The sequence below is a fragment of the Thalassotalea marina genome, assembly GCF_014656435.1.
GTDB lineage: Bacteria > Pseudomonadota > Gammaproteobacteria > Enterobacterales > Alteromonadaceae > Thalassotalea_C > Thalassotalea_C marina.
On record NZ_BNCK01000005.1, the window covers coordinates 299,401 to 320,763 of the forward strand.

Here is a 21,363-nt window from a genome sequence, read left to right on the forward strand (position 1 = left end):
GCTTGCTTCGAGGTCATCATGAATTTTTCTCATTTTTTTATTCAACGCCCTATTTTTGCGTCAATGTTGTCGTTGATCATTTTAATCGGTGGCGCAATTTCATTATTTCAACTGCCTATTAGCGAATATCCAGAAGTTGTTCCGCCAACGGTGGTTGTAACGGCAAGTTACCCAGGCGCCAACCCTAAGGTTATTGCTGAAACGGTATCTACACCGCTAGAGCAGGAAATCAACGGTACAGAAAACATGTTATACATGTTTTCACAAGCAACCAGCGATGGCCGCATGACGCTAACCGTTACATTTGCTTTAGGCACTGACTTAGATAAAGCACAAGTACAAGTGCAAAACCGAGTTAATAGTGCCTTGCCTAGACTTCCACAAACGGTTCAAAGATTAGGTGTCGTCGCTCAAAAAGCATCGCCAGACTTAACCATGGTGGTACACCTTTATTCACCTGATGAATCAAGAGAAATTAGTTATTTGTCTAACTACGCCAGTTTGTACATTAAAGACCAAATCGCCCGATTAGGCGGTGTGGGTGACGTGCAGTTATTTGGTGGTGGTGAATATTCAATGCGTGTTTGGCTTAACCCTGACGCCATCGCCGCTCGCCAATTAACAGCAATGGATGTAGTTCAAGCAATTCGGGCTCAAAACCGCCAGGTTGCTGCTGGTTCATTAGGTGCGCAACCAAGTGATATCAATAGCGAGTTTCAAATTCTGCTTAATGTTAAAGGTCGTTTAAGCTCAATTGAAGAATTTAATAACATAGTGATCAAGGTTGGCGAACAAGGTGAAGTTACACGCCTACAAGACATCGCCCGAGTGGAACTAGGTCAAAACAATTATGCCTTAAGAGCACTGATTAGTGGTAAACCCGCAGTTGCTATGCCTATTTTCCAAAGGCCTGGATCTAATGCTATAGAGCTTTCAGACCAAGTACGCGCCACGATGAAAACACTATCAGCTGATTTTCCCAAAGGTGTTACTTACAAAATAGCTTATGACCCGACCGTTTTTGTGCGAGGCTCGATCGATGCCGTTATCACCACCTTGTTAGAGGCTATTGTGCTGGTGGTGATCGTTGTTATTTTGTTTTTACAAACCTGGCGCGCATCTATTATTCCACTGATAGCCGTGCCTGTTTCGCTCATTGGTACATTTGCCATCATGCATTGGTTAGGCGTTTCAATTAATACCTTGTCACTGTTTGGGCTCGTGCTTGCCATAGGTATCGTCGTTGATGACGCCATTGTCGTTGTTGAAAATGTAGAGCGTAATATTCACCAAGGTTTAACACCGCTAGAAGCAACTAAAAAAGCGATGTCAGAAGTGACAGGACCTATCATTGCGATTGCCTTAGTATTGTGTGCCGTTTTTATCCCCACCGCATTTATCACTGGTTTGTCGGGGCAATTTTATAAGCAATTTGCACTAACCATCACCATATCTACCATTATTTCTGCCATCAACTCTTTAACCTTGTCTCCTGCACTATCGGCATTATTGTTAAAAGGAAAAGATGAAAAACCTGATTGGCTAACCAAAGCATTAGATAAAAGCTTAAGCCGTGTCGTGTTTACTCCATTTAATAAACTGTTTGATCGCGGGTCGAATGCATATGAGGCAATAGTGAAAAAACTTATTCGTTTTAGTGTGTTAGTCACGGTGCTGTATCTTGCATTAGTCGGCGGTACAGGTGCTTTGTTTAATGCAGTACCGGGAGGATTTATTCCTCAACAAGACAAACAATATTTGGTCGCCATTGCTCAATTACCGGATGCTGCTAGTTTAAACCGAACTGAAGAAGTTATTCGCGAGATGGAGCAAATTGCGCTCAACACCGAAGGCGTTGAAAACACCGTTTCATTCCCTGGTTTATCAGTCAACGGTTTTACTAATAGCCCTAATAGTGGCATTGTATTTGTTGCATTAAAAGACTTTAAGCAACGAAATGATCCACAGTTATCAGCAGGTAGCATCGTTGCACAGCTCAATCAAAAGTTCTCCGTCATTGACGAAGCCTTTGTCGCTATTTTTCCACCTCCTCCTATTCAAGGTTTAGGTTCAACGGGTGGTTTTAAACTGCAAATTGAAGATCGCAGTAACCAAGGTTTTGAAGCGTTATTTGCCAGCTTGCAAACGGTGATCAACGAAGGAAGAAAACGTCCAGAACTGATGGGGCTGTACTCGACGTTTCGTATTCAAGTGCCTCAAATGGACATAGAAGTCGATCGAGAACAAGCGCTTATTTTAGGCATCCCTCTTGAGCATATTTTTGATTCATTACAAGTCTATTTAGGCTCAATGTATGTCAACGATTTCAATTTGTTTGGCCGCACTTATCAAGTTAATGCACAAGCCGATGCAAACTATCGTATTGACCCTCAGCAAATTCTGAATTTAAAAGTGCGTAATGCTTCAGGGCAAATGATACCTCTAGGTGCAGTTGTTCAAGTTACACCAACCACAGGCCCAGACCGTGTTATGCATTACAATGGCTATCCAAGTGCTGAACTAAACGGCAGCCCTGCGCCAGGGTTTAGCTCTGATCAAGCGCAACATGCCATCGAACAAGTCCTGGCGACTACGTTAAGCAAAGGTATGGCTTACGAATGGACAGAAGTAACCTATCAGCAGATCCTTGCCGGTAATACTATGGTGTACATCTTCCCTCTGGTTGTCATCTTAGTTTTCATCGTGTTGGCTGCACAATACGAGAGTTTAAGATTACCGCTGGCCATTATTTTAATTGTTCCTATGACCATATTTTCAGCACTAGTTGGTGTTGCCTTAGTGGGTGGTGATAACAATATATTTACCCAAATTGCACTCATTGTTTTAGTTGCCTTGGCTTGTAAAAATGCGATATTGATGGTTGAGTTTGCCAAAGAAATACAAGACACAGGTCAATCTGCTTTATCGTCTATCATTGAAGCTTGTCGATTACGACTACGCCCTATTTTGATGACGTCTATCGCATTTACCGCCGGTGTTATTCCATTAGTATTGGCCAGCGGCGCTGGCGCTGAAATGCGTCATGCCATGGGCATTGCAGTATTTTCTGGTATGATAGGCGTCACTGTATTTGGGTTACTATTCACGCCTGTGTTCTACATGCTAGTAACAAAAAAGAACAATAACAAAACTAGCTGACGCTGTGAGGAAAATATGTTCACCATACCTGAAACCATGAAAGCTATTGTATTAGACGAAGCAAAAAACGATTTTGCTTTGTCTAACACCACACTGCCGATACCTGAAATTAATGAACAACAATTGCTAATAAAGGTTGAATACGCAGCAATAAATCCTGTAGATGCTCATTTAGCCTCTACAGGGTGTGAGCAATGGCATTACCCTCACATTCCATTATTAGATGGAGTAGGCACTGTGGTTTCTTGTGGTTGTGGACATTCTCCACTACTTGGACAGCGTGTCATGTGGCACGGCAATTTGTTAAAACCTGGAGCTTTAGCAGAATACGCCGTTATCGAGTCACAAGCGGTTGCACAAATACCCGATGAAATTCCAGCTCATATTGCTGCCTGTTTGCCTTGCGCTGGTTTAACCGCAGCGTTTACTCTTTGTACTTTAGCCGTGCAATCTGGTGATAAAATTTTAATTGAGCAAGGTGGTTGTGCTGTTAGTCAATTAGCGATTCAAATCGCCAAAGAATATAACTTGACGGTATTTACCACAGCAGACAAAACACATCATAGTTATTTAAAGAAGCTGGGCGCTGATTATATTTACGATAGCAATAAGAAAGATTTGCTTGAGCAAATAAAGTTAGATCTTGGTCATGAACGGTTTGATCATATTATTGATTCTGTTGGCGGTGACACGATCAAACGCGATATTGCACTATTAAAATTTAACGGCAATGTAGCGTGTTTGGCACAGTTTCCTCAATTAGACAGTGCCACTTTACAAGCCAAATCACCTTCTTTGCATTACATATCATTGGCTGGTGCTTGGTTATCCAATGACATTTGTGCTCAACACAAATTAGGCTTAAAAATGAGTTTATTATTAGAGCAGGTGAAAAATAAGCATCTTTGTTTGCCTGAGGTACAAGCTATCGCGTTTAATGCACAACAGGTTACTGAAGCCTTGCAAAAACAGCAACAAGGAGATTTGTTTGTTAAACAAGTCGTGGCAATTTCAGCATAAAAAAACGGAAAGCAAAGCTTTCCGTTTTTGTTTATATCACATAAGTGATGTTTTGTTATTTCTCTACTTTACTCATGTCACCAGCTTGAATAATCGCAAAAGCATCAACGCTAATGTACTTGCGCATTACTTTATTAATATCTTCTGCGCTTAGCTCAGCAATGGCTTTCTCGTATTGCTTGCTGTGTTCCATCGTGCGGTCAAGGCGTAAATTAGTATTTAGATCACTTGCTAATTCACGATCTTGAGAACGGCTCACTTTACGACCTTGCAATAAACCAGATTTAGCCGCTGCAACTTCTTCAGCAGTAAAGCCATCTTTTAGCATACGAGCGATTTCTTCTTTAAAGCCTACTTCCACTTTGGCTAAGTTTTGTGGAGCACAAATAGCGTACGCACCTAATGAAGCTCTTTCGTCAAATGCACTGATATTTAAGAATGAACCTGCGCCATAACTTAAGCCGTCTTGTTGGCGTAATCTTGTTGCTAAACGACTGTTTAGGAAACCACCACCTAACATGTAGTTACCCATAGTTAATGCGGGTGCATCTGGGTGGTCTTGCCCGACAGGAATACTAAGTGACGCAACAAAAGTCGCATTTTCTTTATCAGGCGTGTTGAAGGTAATCGCTTCATTAGATAACTTTTTATACGGCGAATCGATGCGAGCATATTTGTTTTTACTCTGCCAATTTGCGGTAATTTCATCTAATGTTTTAGTCGTTTGTGCTTTATCAAAGTCACCAACAACAGTGATTTGCATTTCACTTGCACCATAAAAGTCTTTATGGAAACGTTTTACATCGTCCAAGGTCACCGCGCCTAAAGCAGCCAGTTGCTCTTCGATTGTACCAACATAGTTAGGATGGCCTTTTGGAAACGGACTTTGATGACGACTAAAGGCATTAAAGGCTAACGCTTGTGGATCTTGTAGTGTTTGCTCTAATGCAACTTTTTGCTCTGTGATGTATAAATCGAACTCTTTTTCATCAAAAGCTGGTTTTTGCAGTACTTCAGCAACAAGTTTTAACGTGTCATTTAAGTTGGCACGCGTGGTATTCACTGACACATAAGCGCCCGTTGCACCACCACCGATAGAAACTTGCGCTTCTAGTTTATCAAAGGCTTCTTTTAGTTGCTCACGTGTATAGTTTTCTGTACCACGCATCAACATGCTTCCTGTTACATCACCTACTGCATCTTGGCCTTGTAAAGAAAGTAAATCACCCATTTGAAGAGAAATACGGGCAACAACCGATTCACCACGAGTTTTCTTAGGTAATAAGGCTAGCTTAACACCATTATCAAGTTTGCTGGTTGAGGTTCTAGCAGTGATATTGTCATGAGAAGGGTCAAAGGCTTCACCTTGAGCAACCGCTTTGCGCCCTTTGTAGTCTTTGACCATATCAGTGACATTAGCCACTTGTGGTATTTCAACACGCTCTGGTTTTTCAGCTGGAATAAATTTACCAAGTGTACGGTTATTACGTGTTAAATATTTTTCTGCAACACGCTGTACGTCTTCAGTAGAAACTTGCTCCATACGATCTCGGTTTAAGAAAATTAAACGCCAATCGCCCATACCTAACCACTCACTTAACTCCATTGCTACACGCTCTGAAGAGTTAAAGGCAAGCTTTTGTGCTTTCATTAAGGTACGTTTTGCTTTTTCAACTTCATCAGCAGAAACTGGGTTAGATTTGATGTTTTCCAAGGCTTCAACCATAGCTTGTTCTGTTTTAGCAATATCACCGGCCTTATCAACTTCTGCCATGAAAATTGCAACACTTGGTTCAGCCCATTGGAAGTTAAAACCAAAAGCATTACTTGCTAATTTTTTCTCAACAAGTGCTTTGTGTAAACGGCCCGTCGCTTGTGCTGAAATAATTTCATTTAATACATTTAGCGCAGCAAAATCTTCGTGTGAGCCTGCTGGAACGTGATAAACCGTACCAATCATTTGCGCATCACCAACACGACGAATCGTTACACTGCGCTCGCCATCTTGCGCAGGCTCTTGCGTATACAATGGTTGAATTACACGTTCTGGTTTTGGAATTTGGCCAAATGTTGCTTGAATTTTTTTCATCAATTGCTTGCTGTCAAACTTACCAGCGACAATCAAGGTAGCGTTATCTGGTTGATAATACTTGCGGTAAAAAGCCTGTAGACGATCAATTGGTACATTCTCTAAATCTGATTTAGCGCCAATTGTTGTTTTTCCGTAGTTATGCCACTCAAACGCCGCAGCTAACATACGTTGAATGGTAATTCGAAATGGGCTGTTTTCACCACTTTCAAATTCGTTACGAACAACGGTCATTTCACTGTCTAGGTCTTTCTTAGCAATAAAAGAATTGACCATACGATCAGATTCCATGCTCAGTGCCCAGTCAATGTTTTCTTCTGTTGCTGCAAAAGTTTCAAAATAATTGGTGCGGTCTGTCCAGGTTGTACCATTTGGACGTGCACCATGAGAACTAAGTTCAGCTGGAATATCTTTGTGTTTTGGCGTGCCTTTAAACACTAAGTGTTCAAGTAAGTGCGCCATACCAGTTTCGCCGTAATTTTCATGTTTAGAACCCACATGATAGGTCACGTTAACCGTTACAGTTTCTTTAGTTGGGTCAGGGAATAACAAAACTTGCAAACCGTTATCTAAACGATATTCCGTAATGCCTTCTACCTCTGTCACTTTTTTTATTTGGTCGGCAAATGCCGCAGGTGTTAAAGTGGTAAAACATATTGATGCTGCTATCGCGACTTGCGATGGCTTAAACCATTTTTTTAACATCCAACTTTCCTTTTTTTATTATGATTGGACGTTAAATGTAGCAAACAGTTAATAACTTGTTAATCAGTTTGAGCTATTTATCTATAATAAAATTGTGAACAATAATGTCAGGCAAATAAGCGATGTAACAATGGATCTTGATAAAAACGTGCAACTTGTTGAAACGACAGAAAATGATATTGGACAAATCATGAATTGGTTTAACGATGAAGTATCATTGTTAAAATGGAGCGGTCCAAATTTTAGATACCCATTTACGCCATCAACCTTTATTCAAGATCTAAAACTTGCTGAGCTAAACTCTTTTACCCTTAAAACCGAAGACAATAAAATAGTCGCATTTGGCCAGTTTTATCAGCGACTGAACCGATGTCACTTGGGTCGCTTAGTGGTAGCACCCAATATGCGTGGTAAAGGCATTGCGCGTATTTTACTTGAACAGCTCTCCACTAAAGGTATTGCAAAATTGAACCTTGCTCAATTGTCGCTTTTTGTACTAAAAGACAATATTTCCGCTATAAAGGCTTACCAAAAATTTGGTTTTGTCTTAAGTGAATACCCTGGTGATATTGGCTTGCCAGATTGTCTTTATATGATTAAAGCTTGTTGATCTTTAACACACAAATTTAACGATTTACAAAACACTAAAACTTGTATATCTTGCGCTGACAATTAACTCAGAAGTGAGGACGACCTCACCGCTCTACTCAAAAGGGGACGGCCCCAATGTGGAGTGATATATGTCTTGGGTTTACCTCATTATTGCGGGCTTTTTCGAAGCTATTTGGTTGGTTTCTCTAGAAAAGTCTGAGTCTTTTAGCAAATTACCTTTTACGCTACTTGCCGTACTTTCAATGGCAATAAGCCTGTTTCTCTTTGCCCTGTCTTTGGCAAAAATTCCCTTAGCAACAGCCTACCTGATTTGGCTTTCAATCGGCGTAAGTTCAGTGTTTCTCATTAATTTTATCACTGAAGGTTCCACCATATCACCAATGCAACTGGTATTTTTATCTCTGATTTTTATCGGCATTTTGGGCCTTAAAACAACTCAATAAAATAGGAAAATCACATGACTGGACTGACAGACTTAACCACCTTACTGAGCACTATGACGCCAACGTTGCAACAGAAGCAATACGTATTTGTTACCTTTGCAGACGGCAAGTATGGTGATGGTATTGAACTTGAGCCTATTGCGATGTTTCAAGAGCAAGAAGGATTAACCTTAGTGATCCCTGAAGACAAGGCAAAAGAATACCAATTTGATCACAAATCGACTTTTAGTTGATTTATACCAATTGAATTAAATATTTGCTCAACTTAGAACTTCATTAGCGTGCTTAGAACAAGCTAAATAATTTAAGCATAGTTATTCTATGGTTAGATTATTTAGAGATGTTATCAGAGTGCTAATGAGTTCCCAAAGGGCGAGTTTAACACGCTCACATCCTGCGTTATTGATTTTAACAATGGAATAACCATTCTTTGCAATCAATGCCTTGTCTCTGAGCATGTTAACTCTCGCTAAGTGGTCAAATATTTATTTCAATTGGTATTAACTTAACTGTGCATTCAAGCTTACATGCCGTTGGGTTAACTGCTGCAATCGCTAACAAGCTCAAAGAACACAACATTAGTGCCAATGTAATAGCAGGCTTTTATCATGATCATATTTTTGTGCCGACAGTAGACGCAATAAACGCCCTTACTGCGTTAAATGAGTTTAACTAATGGATTGATATATGGATAAAAGATAAGTTTGAGAAAAGAAATTTAATTGTATAACCAGTCAGTAGCAAAAGTTTTAGCTTAAGCTACTGGCATGGTTTGCATTTTGATCTTGATTTTCTTGAATAAAATGATTCAAACGGCGACCATGAATTTTTAATTTATGACGAGCCATTAAACGCCTTCTTTGTGTAGCGTGCGACATTCTACGTGCTTTATTCATACACATCTCCTATTAAGACTAGTTAAACTGCGCATAGTATCTTTATCATATATGACAGTTTGATGACAACAAAAACGAATTTTGTAAACGTTTATGTGATATTTCCAGCGAAACAACACTTTACTGCGCAGAGGTAGTTGCTTTGTCAGCATCCACTTTTTGGGGTTCAGAATGTTCAGGGGTTATTGTCGATTCTGATTGCTCGATTAACTTATCTTCTAACTGCTGCACTCGTTTTTTATCGTCAATCCAAGTTAAAGTATCGTAGTAACGGCGAATATTTTCCACATAATTAATCGGCTCATCTCCACGAGCGTAACCATATCGGGTATTTTTGTAGTATTTTTTTTGTTTAAGTAATGGTAATCGCTGCTTTACATCAACCCAGCGGTCGGGATCGCCCCCCTGTTTTTTGGTGATGCTCCTAGCGTCATTCAAATGCCCTAACCCCACATTGTACGCAGCCAACGCAAACCACATACGATCTGGTGATGGAATTCGATCCGGCATACGGTTAATCATTTGTTGCACATATTTGGCGCCACCACGAATACTTTGTTCGGGGTCCAAACGACTTTTTACGCCCATTTGTTTCGCCGTGGGTAATGTTAACATCATTAATCCACGCACCCCGGTGTGAGATCGCGCTCTTGGATTCCAATGTGACTCTTGATAACTTATTGCCGCCAATAAGCGCCAGTCGAGATCTTGAGCGTACTTTTCAAACAACGCTTGATAAGCTGGTAGCTTGCTTTCAATTGCTTGGATAAAGGCTCTGGTGTCAACTAAGTTAAATCGCTCAACATGCCCAAAATATTTATCATTTAACGCCAGCAAAGTACCGTCATGATGCACTTGACCGAAAAACTCGATTAATGTGCCATATAATGCATCATCTGCTTGCTGCGGCAATGCCCACGCTAATGGTTGCTCTTGTTCTATAGTAAAACCTATACTGATTTCAGGATAGTAGCGACGGCTTACTGCCAAGGTATGACTGTCAATAATGGTGTAATCAATTTCACCATCGAGAATACGGATCAAAAGTTCTTCACTATCTAAGTCAGCCGTTTCAATCCAATTAAGCTTTGCTGATTGCTGCTTCAACTTATTTAATGTTTCAACATGGCTAGAATTAGCGGTAACCACTAATTCTCCACTTAGGTCTTCGGCTGTTCTTGGTCGTTTGTTACCTTGCTTATAAACGAGTTTTTGGCTGATGTTATTATAAGCAGGTGAAAAGCGAAATTTTGCTTGTCGTATGTCAGTGACGGTCAAACCAGCGGCGAGAAAGTCGACTTTGCCAGATTCTAGCTGGTTAAATAACTCTTCTATGCTGTAACTAGCAACAACCTTTAGATTAACCCCTAAATAGTCGGCGTATGCTTTTGCCAGTTCATATTCAAAACCTGTTTCACCTTGAGCGTCAATATAGTAGCTAGTTAAACCATATAAGGTACCAACGGTTACAAATCCTCGTTCTTTGATACGTGCTAAACCTTGTGAATTCTCTGTCTGTTTACAGGCACTAAAGCTGACCAAACAGACAAGAAATACGCATAGTAGCGACAGTTTATTTACTAATATTTTCAATTGGAAAGCCCTCATACCCCTCATTGTGGCTCGGTTTCTTTTTCAGGGAAAGTATTTTTTCACTCCAAGGCAATATAAAGGGGCAAATTTCCTTACACTTGAACTGGTTTTCCACTATAATACGCGCGATTTTTATTCCTAAATAAATCCAACCTTGGTGAATACATAATATGGCGATGTTGATTCAAACCCTTCGTGGCGCTCCAGCTTTATCTGATTTTCGTATTAAAAAGTTATTAGATCAGTGTGCTGAATTAGGCCTTCCTGTTACTGACATTTATGCAGAATTTACCCATTTTGCTCACTTATCTGCTGAGCTTGATGCTAATGAAGCAGAAGTGTTAGCTAAACTTTTAACTTATGGCCCAACCATTGAAGAGCATGAACCTACAGGTGCTTTGCACTTGGTGACGCCTCGTCCAGGTACTATTTCACCTTGGTCTTCAAAATCGACAGACATTGCACACAACTGTGGCTTAAACAAAGTTATTCGTTTAGAGCGTGGTTTAGCGTATTACGTACAAAGTGAAAGCTTAAGCGATGAACAATTAAAGCAATTAAATAGCTTAATTCACGATCGCATGATGGACGTTGTGTTTAGCGAATTTGAACAAGCGCATAGCCTTTTTGCTACTGCTGAACCAGGCCAACTTTCATCGGTTGATGTATTAGGTGGTGGTCGTCCGGCATTAGCACAAGCAAACTTAACGTTAGGTTTAGCACTAGCGGAAGATGAAATTGACTATTTAGTTGAAAACTTCACCCGATTAGGCCGTAACCCTAACGACATCGAATTATACATGTTTGCGCAAGCAAACTCTGAGCATTGTCGTCACAAAATCTTCAATGCTGACTGGACTATCGACGGTGAAGTTCAGCCAAAATCATTGTTTAAAATGATTAAAAATACCCACGAAACAAACTCAGACTTTGTTTTAAGTGCCTATAAAGATAACGCAGCTGTAATGGTTGGCTCTGAGGGTGGTCGTTTCTTCCCTAACCCAGAAACAAAAGAATATGGTTACAATCACGAAGATATCCATATTCTGATGAAGGTTGAAACTCATAACCACCCTACTGCTATTTCTCCTTTCCCTGGTGCTTCAACAGGCTCTGGTGGTGAAATTCGTGACGAAGGTGCAACTGGTGTTGGCTCTAAACCAAAAGCTGGCTTAGTTGGTTTCTCTGTATCTAACCTTCGTATTCCTAATTTTGAGCAGCCTTGGGAAACGGATTTTGGTAAGCCAAACCGTATCGTTTCAGCATTAGACATTATGCTTGAAGGCCCATTAGGCGGTGCGGCATTTAACAACGAATTTGGTCGTCCAAATATTCTTGGTTACTTCCGTACTTACGAAGAACAAGTTAAATCTTTCAATGGCGAAGAAATCCGTGGTTATCACAAGCCAATCATGCTTGCTGGTGGTTTAGGTAATATCCGCGGTGAACACGTACAAAAAGGTGAAATCAACGTTGGTGCTAACTTAATCGTTTTAGGTGGCCCGGCAATGAACATCGGTTTAGGTGGTGGCGCTGCATCGTCAATGGCATCAGGGCAATCTGCTGAAGATTTAGACTTTGCTTCTGTTCAACGTGAAAACCCTGAAATGGAACGTCGTTGTCAGGAAGTTATCGACCGCTGTTGGCAACTAGGTGACAACAACCCAATTTTATTTATCCATGACGTAGGCGCTGGTGGTTTATCAAATGCCTTCCCTGAATTAGTGTCAGACGGTGGCCGTGGTGGTAACTTTGAGCTACGCAACGTACCAAATGACGAGCGCAGCATGTCACCGCTTGAGATCTGGTGTAACGAATCACAAGAGCGTTATGTACTAGCGGTAAACGACGAACAATTACCGCTATTTGAAGAAATTTGTAAGCGTGAACGTGCACCGTTTGCTGTGGTGGGTAAAGCAACCGAAGAAGAGCACTTAACGTTAACTGATGAACATTTTGACAACAAGCCTATCGACTTACCATTGGATGTATTATTAGGTAAAGCACCTAAAATGCACCGCGACGTTGAAAGCAGAAAAGAAACTGGCGCACCGCTTGATTTAGCCAATGTTGACTTAGCTGACGCAGCAGACCGCATTTTACGCTTGCCAACTATCGCTGAAAAAACCTTCCTGATTACCATTGGTGACCGCTCTGTAACCGGTATGGTTGCACGTGATCAAATGGTTGGTCCTTGGCAGGTTCCAGTTGCTGATTGTGCGGTAACCACAGCTTCTTTAGACTCATACCATGGTGAAGCTATGTCTATGGGTGAACGTACACCTGTAGCCCTTTTAAACTATGGCGCATCAGCTCGTTTAGCTGTAGCAGAATCACTCACTAACATCGCTTCTGCTGATATTGGCGATTTAAACCGTATTAAGCTTTCTGCTAACTGGATGGCTGCGGCAGGTCACCCAGGTGAAGATGCTGGTCTTTACGAAGCGGTTAAAGCTGTTGGTGAAGAACTATGTCCGGCATTAGGTTTAACCATTCCTGTTGGTAAAGACTCAATGTCAATGAAAACCAAATGGGAAGAAAACGGTGAAGAAAAAGCAGTAACTGCGCCACTATCATTGGTTATCACAGCATTTGGCCGTGTTGAAGATGTGCGTAAGACAGTTACACCGCAGCTTCGCACTGACTTAGGCGATTCACGCATAGTTGCCATTGATTTATCTGGCGGTAAAAACCGTTTAGGTGGTTCTTGTATCGCTCAGGTTTACAAGCAACTTGGTACTGAAACACCTGACGTGGACAGCGCTGAAACGTTAAAAGATTTCTTCAATGCCATTCAAACATTAGTCGCTGAAGAAAAACTATTGGCCTATCACGATCGCAGTGACGGTGGTTTATTCACTTCCGTGGTTGAAATGGCATTTGCTGGTCACACCGGTGTTGATATTGACGTATCTAAACTTTCTGGTGACAACATCAGCGTATTGTTTAACGAAGAATTAGGCGCAGTGATTCAAATTCGTGAAAGCGATGTCGAGCACGTACATGCGGTATTGGCACAGCACGGTATTTTAGACCTTTGCACCGATATCGGTCGCGTTAATAATGAAGATACTATTCGTTTTACTCGTGACGGCGAAACCATCTTAGAAAACTCACGTACATACTTCCGTACCGTATGGGCAGAAACAACACTTAAGATGCAAGCGCTTCGTGATAACCCAGAATGTGCACAGCAAGAATACGACGTGAAATTTGACACTGAAGATCCTGGTTTAAACGCTGAGTTAACTTTTGATATCAATGAAGATATTGTTGCTGATTTAATTGCAAAAGACGCTCAAACAGGCAGCAACCCTAAAGTGGCTATTTTACGTGAGCAAGGTGTTAACTCTCATGTTGAAATGGCGGCAGCATTTGACCGCGCAGGCTTTAAAGCTATCGACGTGCATATGTCTGACATTTTAGAAGGTCGTGTTGACTTAGCTAACTTCAACGGTTTAGTGGCCTGTGGTGGTTTCTCATACGGTGACGTATTAGGTGCTGGTGAAGGTTGGGCAAAATCAATTTTATTCAACGCTAAAGCACGTGATATGTTCAAAACCTTCTTCCATCGTGAAGATACTTTCTCATTAGGTGTGTGTAATGGCTGTCAAATGCTATCAAACCTGAAAGAAATTATCCCAGGTAGCGAAGCTTGGCCGCACTTTGTACAAAACAAGTCAGAGCGTTTTGAAGCACGTTTCTCACTAGTTGAAGTACAAGAAAGTCCGTCAATCTTCTTCAAAGGCATGGAAGGATCTCGTATGCCTATCGCTGTATCTCACGGTGAAGGTCATGCTGAGTTTGCTAGTGAACAAGCGATTGCTGCAGCTAACGATTCAGGCACTGTATCACTTCGTTATGTTAACAACTATGGTGAAGTGACTGAAACCTATCCTGCTAACCCGAATGGTTCACCAGATGGTATTACATCACTAACCACTACCGATGGTCGTGTTACTATCATGATGCCACACCCTGAGCGTGTATTCCGTACCGTTGCTAACTCATGGCACCCAGACAACTGGGGTGAAGATTCACCTTGGGTACGTATGTTCCGCAATGCACGTAAGTTTATTGGTTAGCCCATAAGAAACGTCGAAAAAGCGCTCAAATGAGCGCTTTTTTATTGGCTAAATATACTCAGTAGGATAATTAGGGACAGACCACAATTAAATCCGTCGCTAGTTAGGTACAACATTTAAATCGTGGTCTGTCCCCACGACTACTCCTCCCTTGAGCAATTTTCGTAACACTTTAATTACATTTATTAACACCATTTTTCTTTTAAAAATCATATAGTCACTGTCGCAACTTTCTTATACAAATCATCAAGAGTTAACCATGAAAAATGGATTTTTGTTTTTATCTGCTTTAGTTTTAATAGGCTGTGGTGGCAGTTCATCTAAAACGCCTGAAACAAAGCCTACACCTAGCAATGATATTACGCTTTACACAACGTTATCAGGTAAAGGTTCTATTATCCCGACACAAATTACCGTTAAAAAAGGCGAGTCTGTCAACTTTGAACTAACACCTGAGCAAGGTTACAACCTTGCTAATGTTTCAGGGTGTAACGGCAAAATAAATGGACAAAATTACCAGGTTAAAAATGTCACGGAAAAATGTACTGTTTCGGTTGAGTTTACTGCCAAACAATACTTAATCAGTACAAAAGCAGACTTACAAGGTAAAGTTGTTGTTGAACAGCCAGAGATAAGTCACGGTGAAACCACTTTTGCCGATATTTTTCCACATACTGATTATGATATTGGCGATGTCTTTGGCTGCAATGGCCAATTAACTGGCACCCGATACAACACTGGTAAAATACATGGAGATTGTCGCATCAATGTAGCATTTACACCAATGCATCCTGAGCCAGAGGCACCAATTACACGTGTTCGAATTCCTGTTGTGGTTCATGTTTTTGAAAACGGTATTTATGGCGTAACTGATGAACAAATAAAAGCGCAAATTGCGCAAACCAATTTGCATTATAGAATGCAAAATACCTCTGAACTCAACAGTATTAATGCCGATACCAAACAATATGTTGGAGATACTGGTATTCAGTTTTATTTGGCCGATACTGATCCAAACGGTAATCCACATTCAGGCATTATTCGAATAGATGGTCACAAAGGTGTAGGAGATAATCAAAATTACAGTTTTGCTCGACCAGAATTAGGTGGCAGCGCGCCATGGCAAAATGATAAATACATTAATATTTGGGTGTCATCTGGACGTAATATGTCCGGAGGTGTTGCCCCTCTAGGTTGGGCTTATGTGCCTACATTTGCACCTGACGATTATATTGGCGTTACGGTTGCTCAAGAAACATTTGGACCTAACAATACCGAATTTCCATATTTTGAAGGCAAAACCCTTAGCCATGAACTGGGGCATTTTTTGGGTCTGATGGGGCATACAAATAACGATGTAGATCACAAAGACAACAATCATGCAAATCAACCTTGCGATGCTGATATTGCTTCAAATTGTCAGAATAAAAACATTAGTCACAGCAACTTTATGCAAATGAACAATGCAGATAATACCATGAAAATGTTTTCAAAAGGCCAAGTATCAATTATGCGTAACTGGCTGGAAAATGGACCTTTAGAAGCTCTGTATTTAAACAACTTAGAATAAACAGGTTACCCGCATTAAGGCAGTTAATCTCAAACAAACTATCTAGCTTAACTGCCCACTTTGTTGGACTGTAACGAATAAAACAAAATGTATTCTCGAAGTTTTTCAACGTTTAACGGTTTGGCCATATGTGCATTCATACCAATGGATAAATAATGGTCAATATCATCTTTTAAAACGTTTGCCGTTAAAGCAATGATTGGAATGCTCGATATTGCTGGGTTTTTATGACTTCTGATCCAGTGAGTTGCTTGAATACCATCTAAAATTGGCATCTGAATATCCATTAAAATCACATCATAATCATGATTTTTATCTAAATGTTCTATGCATTCCTGCCCATCATTTACATAGTAACCTTCCGCTAACTCGTTTATCAGGATTTTTTTAATAATTGCTTGATTGATACTATTATCTTCTGCCACAAGCACTCGAATACCCGATAAGTTTTTCGGTTTTTCAGCGCTATAATATTGATTAGCATCTGAAAATACCGCCATTGAGAGCGTTTGAAATAACTCTGACATGGCACATGGTTTTCGCAATATCTTTGTGATAGCTAAATTGCTGGTTTGATGTTTAATGTGTGCCCTGTCATAGGCTGATAAAATCACTACAGGTGGAGTTTTATTTAACCCTTGAGATTTCAATTGATTTAAAAACTGATCACCTGCCATTTCTGGCATGCACCAATCCATTAGAATAACATCATAAGATGAGGAGCCTTTAATCTGAGTTAATGCTTGTTTAGGGCTAACAAAACTATCAACACGTGCATCCAATCCAAGTAAGTGTTGTTCTACAATCTCCAATGCTTTGGCATTATCATCAATTAACAATACACTAATTTGCCGTTCAAACTTAAGTGTCGTGTCGTCTTCTATAATGACTTTGTTGTTCACTTGTAATTTAATTTTGGCCGTAAACACACTTCCGATGTTTTCTTCGCTTGTTACCTTGACGTCGCCACCCATCAATTGACACAGTTTGTGACAAATAGAAAGACCTAAGCCAGTTCCACCATATTTTCTTGTGGTTGATGTATCTGCTTGAGTGAATGCACGAAATAGCCTAGTTAACTCACTCTCTGACATGCCAATGCCAGTATCAGACACAGTAAAAACTAAATATAAGCTTTCGCTTTGTTCACTATCTTGCATCGTAATATCTAAAGTAACCTTTCCTTGATTGGTAAACTTAATCGCATTTGATAGCAAATTGAGTAATATCTGGTTAACGCGAACAGTATCCCCCATCAGATCAGGGTGCACATTTTTGGCCAAAGTGATCTCAAAGCCCAGGCCCTTGTCTTTTATTTCGTCATCAAATGTTGAGTGAATAAAGTCTATAGTGTTGTAGATTGAAAACGGCTCAGCTTCTAATTCAATTTTACCCGACTCAATTTTTGAAAAATCTAACACATCATTGATAACTGTCATTAAATGTTTGGCAGATATTTCAATTTTACTAAGCTGATCAACTTGTTGGTGATCCAGATTTGTCATTTTCAACAGCTGAGTAAAACCAACGATACCATTTAATGGCGTTCTTATTTCATGACTCATATTAGCCAAAAATTCGGCTTTGACTCTTGCTGCTTGATTGGCCTTTTCTACCGCACTTTCTAATTCAATATTTTGGCTTTTCAGCTGTGACTTTTGTTGGTCTAATTGAACCACTGCTTGTTCCAGTGCTGATGTTTTTAGCGCAACTTGTTCCTTTAACGTCTCTTGTTGCCTTATTGACTGAAATACCAGTAATGCCACAACAAATGACAATAAGCCACCAGTAATATATAAGCCTAACAACAATTGCGCTGCGTCGGTTTTAAGTTGTGTTTTGGGCTCGATAATAATACGCCACTGATTTCCTTCTAATTGCAATGGTGATTGAAAAAAAGGATTAGCTTGCAATGTGTTAGTTGAGGATTTTGTCAACGTTTTGTCTGGATAACTGTACAAATTACCCTGGTTATCAAAGAGATAATAATTAAACAAATCAGTTGTTGCATTTGCGTCTATCAAAGTAAAAATATCTTCGATGTACTGGCTAGATAATATTAGCCCTGTTAACCAATTCGTGTTTGACTCACTGTTATTGACGATTGGGTGAATATGAATGAAAAATGGTTTGTCGGTTATGTTTCCCACTGGAGCGCTAAGGTCGGTGATCATTGGGGTGTGTGACTCTATCACTTTGTAGAGCAAAGGACCTATAGGTGAATCTGGACGGATATTACGCCCTAAAAAATTATCATTAGGCGGAGCGGGAAATGTATATTGAGGAAAAACAACATGTTCATTTGCCGCACTAGCTGGATAAACTTTTTTCTGATCAACAAAGTCAAAAATGGCAAACTCTCTAAACTGAACTTCTGGATTATTTTTAATTTTTCCTAATTCCAAATCTAGCTGATTCACATTGACGTAATTTAACACAGAGATCCGTCTGCCTTGGGGAAAGCTAGGATACACTTTATTGATAAAGCCAACGTATTCTTCAAAACTCACCCATTCGGACGAAGAAAATAAGTTTGCAATAGACGCAACTTGGAAATACGAACGATTAAAAGCCGCTTCAATATCTTTAACTCGCATCTGGGCTTTTTGCTGTAAAGAGGCTTGTGCTACAGATAATTGCTGAGATTTTTTGTTGTGATAAAAATAATGAGTAATGGCTATGCCGAAAATAAATACAACAAGAGTAATGATTATGGAATTTGAGGTTAAAGGACGCTTGTTTAATTTCATTTATTAATCAAATCTATAAATAAAGGTAAAGCCAACTTGACGTCCTTGCCCTTGCACACATCCACGTACAGTCTCGGCATCGGTTCCCGGAACAACGGCACGCTCCATACAGTATTGTTCATTTGTCAGGTTTTTCCCCCAAAGTATTGCCTCGTATTGCTCTTGATTGCCAAAATGAAAACGCGCGCTAGCCCCGAGAATATGTGTTGCCTGTTCAGAAAAGTTATATTGCCATCTAGCACTATGTTGACCTGCCAAAATGTGAATATGTTCATCTATAAAGTTATAGTGTAGTGCTAAATTTAACTCATTGCCTTGAAAGTTATACGATTTATTTAGCACAGCACTAAAAGTCCATTCTGGGGAGTTAGTTAATTCATTACCTTTGATTACTTGCTGTTGAAAGGCGTTAATACTATTAGCAGGCACACCGTCAGTGTTTAGATCACCATTGGTTACTTTTGTGTCAAGCCAACCTAAGCCTACTACTAAGTTAAAATCTTCATCAAAAATCCAATTAACCTCTAATTCTGCACCTGTTGATTGCGCTTTGGGTAAATTAACAAGAGTCGCAAAAAGATTAGTGGGATTTCCAGGGTTGTAAACCATATAAAACTGATAGTCATGCCAATCATTTCGAAAAACCGCGCCATTGATCCGCACAGAGTTCTCTAACCACTGAGACTTAAAACCTAATTCATAGGTTATTAATGATTCAGGTTCAACCACTCTAGATAACATGCTAGCGTAAGCTGCTGTTGTAGGGTTGGAGTTAACGGCTGCCATTTTAAACCCTCTAGCGATCGAGCTATAAAACAAAAGTTCAGGTGACACTTGATAATCAAGGGCTAATTTCCCTCCCCACTCATTAAACGATTTATCAATATCAGCAGATGCGGGATAACCACCAAATTCGTTAACAAAGTTTTGCGCTACCTTAAAACCGGCATAATCGGTAAAAATATCAAAATCAGGGTTACCTAAGCTAAACCACCCCATAGTGCCCAAAGGAAAAGGTGCCTCAGCTAAGTCCATCATCATGCCGACCGAGTGAACCTTGGGTGTTAACAATTGACGTGTCCAACGGTATGCCGCTGTAAAATTTAACCGTTCGTTAATTGGCAACGCCATCTGAGCGTATATGGCATAAGAAGTATTGTCGTCCTTTACCAATGCTCCACGATCAAACAATGGTCCGACTCCAAGATCTGCCACTTGATCGTCTGGTCGACCGGGACCAGCTGGGTCGATATAAGCCATCTGTAACAAATCGCCACTGGATTGGTTAAAAGCAACACCTGCCAACCATTGAATTTCAGCGCTTGAGTTTGATTGCCATTGGAATTCTTGTGAAATAAAGAAGGTATCGCTATTGTTATACGTGATACTTTGATAAACACTGGCTGGGTTGCCTTGAGCGCCCCAATCGTCCATGCGCTCTGATTTAACTTGTTCTATTGCCGTTAATGAGGAAAAGTTAATAAAGCTACCTTCGTAGCCCAACTTAAAAAAACCTCCAATTGCATCTATATTGTCCTTCGGAGCAATTAATTCGGAGCTATTTTTCTCGAGATTGGCATTGTTAATGTTGATCAAACCATTATCGCTAGCCAACAACACAGTTTTTACTTGGGCAATTTGTCGCTGTACCCCACCATAAAAAGCCATGTTTAATTGCCAGTTGTCAGTTAATTTTCCAGTTAAACTAACTCGTATACCTTGTTTATCAATATTGCCAAATTCAGAATGGTTACCTTCATTGATACTTTTTACAGCGCCGTCTCTTTTATGTTTAAAACCAGATAGCCGGACACTAAAGTTTTCGTTTAAATCCAGATTAGATGCTGCATCTATAAAGGCTTGCCCAAGCTGTCCAACACTGAGTTTTGCATAGCCGTTATTAAATTCATTTTGTGTTTTAGTCGTAATAAAATGAATCGCGCCCCCCGTAGTATTTTTACCGTACAGAGCGTTTTGCGGCCCTCTTAATACTTCAACACGTTGTACATCATGCAAAACAAAGTTAGCTAACATGGGGTTATGAATAGCGACATCGTCAAGATAAATACCAATCGCTGGTACAGAAGATAAGTTAAAATCATCTAATCCAACCCCTCTGATAAAGTAGTTATTTACACCACTAATTGCTCGTGTAGCAGTTAGATTAGGAGTAAATGCCGCAATACTTTGTACATCTTCTATTGAAAACTGTTCGATTTGAGCGTTTGAAAGTGCCGTTACTGAAACGGGTACGTGCTGGAGTGATTGTGGTCGTTTTTGCGCGGTGACTTCTATTCGTTCTAGCGTCGCATTTTGTGCAGCTGTTTGATTAGCTAATACCAATAATCCTAAGGTAAAAATCCGCACCACTGATTCCAAGATTTTTATTGTTTGGTATTGAGTATAAACAAAGTAATTAGAGTTGCTTAAAAACTTTTGTT

At 40.2% G+C, this 21,363-nt stretch carries 12 protein-coding genes and 1 pseudogene; 8 read left to right on the plus strand and 5 right to left on the minus strand.

Annotation, left to right across the window (positions count from 1 at the left end; translation table 11 throughout):
• Nucleotides 1–18 precede the first annotated feature (18 nt).
• A complete protein-coding gene (locus IE199_RS12930; protein ID WP_189771150.1) occupies nt 19–3,159 on the plus strand; it encodes an efflux RND transporter permease subunit in 3,141 nt (1,046 codons plus the stop codon).
• Nucleotides 3,160–3,174: 15 nt separating this feature from the next.
• Entirely contained in the window at nt 3,175–4,179 is a 1,005-nt protein-coding gene (locus IE199_RS12935) for a zinc-binding dehydrogenase (RefSeq protein WP_189771152.1), read from the plus strand.
• A gap of 55 nt (nt 4,180–4,234) precedes the next feature.
• Here the strand turns inward: IE199_RS12935 and IE199_RS12940 are convergent, their stop codons facing one another.
• Nucleotides 4,235–6,973, minus strand: coding sequence for a M16 family metallopeptidase (locus tag IE199_RS12940; protein WP_189771154.1), 2,739 nt, complete (start codon nt 6,971–6,973; stop codon nt 4,235–4,237).
• A gap of 130 nt (nt 6,974–7,103) precedes the next feature.
• On the opposite strand from IE199_RS12940, the gene IE199_RS12945 reads away from it, so the two are divergent.
• From IE199_RS12945 to IE199_RS12960, 4 genes and pseudogenes are all read left to right on the plus strand, one after another.
• Nucleotides 7,104–7,583 carry a GNAT family N-acetyltransferase gene (locus IE199_RS12945; protein WP_229854701.1) on the plus strand — a complete coding sequence of 160 codons (480 nt, stop codon included), beginning with the start codon at nt 7,104–7,106 and terminating at the stop codon, nt 7,581–7,583.
• A gap of 130 nt (nt 7,584–7,713) precedes the next feature.
• Nucleotides 7,714–8,028 carry a DMT family transporter gene (locus tag IE199_RS12950; protein ID WP_189771156.1) on the plus strand — a complete coding sequence of 105 codons (315 nt, stop codon included), beginning with the start codon at nt 7,714–7,716 and terminating at the stop codon, nt 8,026–8,028.
• Between the two features lie 14 nt (nt 8,029–8,042).
• A complete protein-coding gene (locus IE199_RS12955; RefSeq protein WP_189771158.1) occupies nt 8,043–8,261 on the plus strand; it encodes an ACT domain-containing protein in 219 nt (72 codons plus the stop codon).
• A gap of 266 nt (nt 8,262–8,527) precedes the next feature.
• A pseudogene (locus IE199_RS12960) lies at nt 8,528–8,704 on the plus strand (ACT domain-containing protein); the annotation flags it as partial.
• Between the two features lie 73 nt (nt 8,705–8,777).
• Here IE199_RS12960 and IE199_RS12965 read toward each other — a convergent pair.
• Entirely contained in the window at nt 8,778–8,924 is a 147-nt protein-coding gene (locus IE199_RS12965) for a hypothetical protein (protein ID WP_189771160.1), read from the minus strand.
• Nucleotides 8,925–9,044: 120 nt separating this feature from the next.
• Nucleotides 9,045–10,517 carry a membrane-bound lytic murein transglycosylase MltF gene (mltF, locus tag IE199_RS12970; RefSeq protein WP_308436241.1) on the minus strand — a complete coding sequence of 491 codons (1,473 nt, stop codon included), beginning with the start codon at nt 10,515–10,517 and terminating at the stop codon, nt 9,045–9,047.
• A 176-nt stretch (nt 10,518–10,693) separates the two neighbouring features.
• Here mltF and purL point away from each other — a divergent pair, with 176 nt between their 5' ends.
• Both purL and IE199_RS12980 read left to right on the plus strand, forming a co-directional pair.
• Nucleotides 10,694–14,602 (plus strand): phosphoribosylformylglycinamidine synthase, encoded by a 3,909-nt coding sequence (purL, locus tag IE199_RS12975; protein ID WP_189771379.1) that lies wholly within the window; start codon nt 10,694–10,696, stop codon nt 14,600–14,602.
• A 259-nt stretch (nt 14,603–14,861) separates the two neighbouring features.
• Nucleotides 14,862–16,172, plus strand: a complete 1,311-nt coding sequence (locus IE199_RS12980; RefSeq protein ID WP_189771164.1) for a M43 family zinc metalloprotease — start codon at nt 14,862–14,864, stop codon at nt 16,170–16,172.
• A 47-nt stretch (nt 16,173–16,219) separates the two neighbouring features.
• On the opposite strand, the gene IE199_RS12985 is transcribed toward IE199_RS12980, so the two are convergent.
• The gene (locus IE199_RS12985) at nt 16,220–18,922 is read right to left on the minus strand and encodes a response regulator (protein ID WP_189771166.1); all 2,703 of its coding nucleotides are present in this window, start codon (nt 18,920–18,922) and stop codon (nt 16,220–16,222) included.
• Between the two features lie 3 nt (nt 18,923–18,925).
• The gene (locus IE199_RS12990; RefSeq protein WP_229854703.1) at nt 18,926–21,289 is read right to left on the minus strand and encodes a TonB-dependent receptor; all 2,364 of its coding nucleotides are present in this window, start codon (nt 21,287–21,289) and stop codon (nt 18,926–18,928) included.
• Nucleotides 21,290–21,363: the final 74 nt, after the last annotated feature.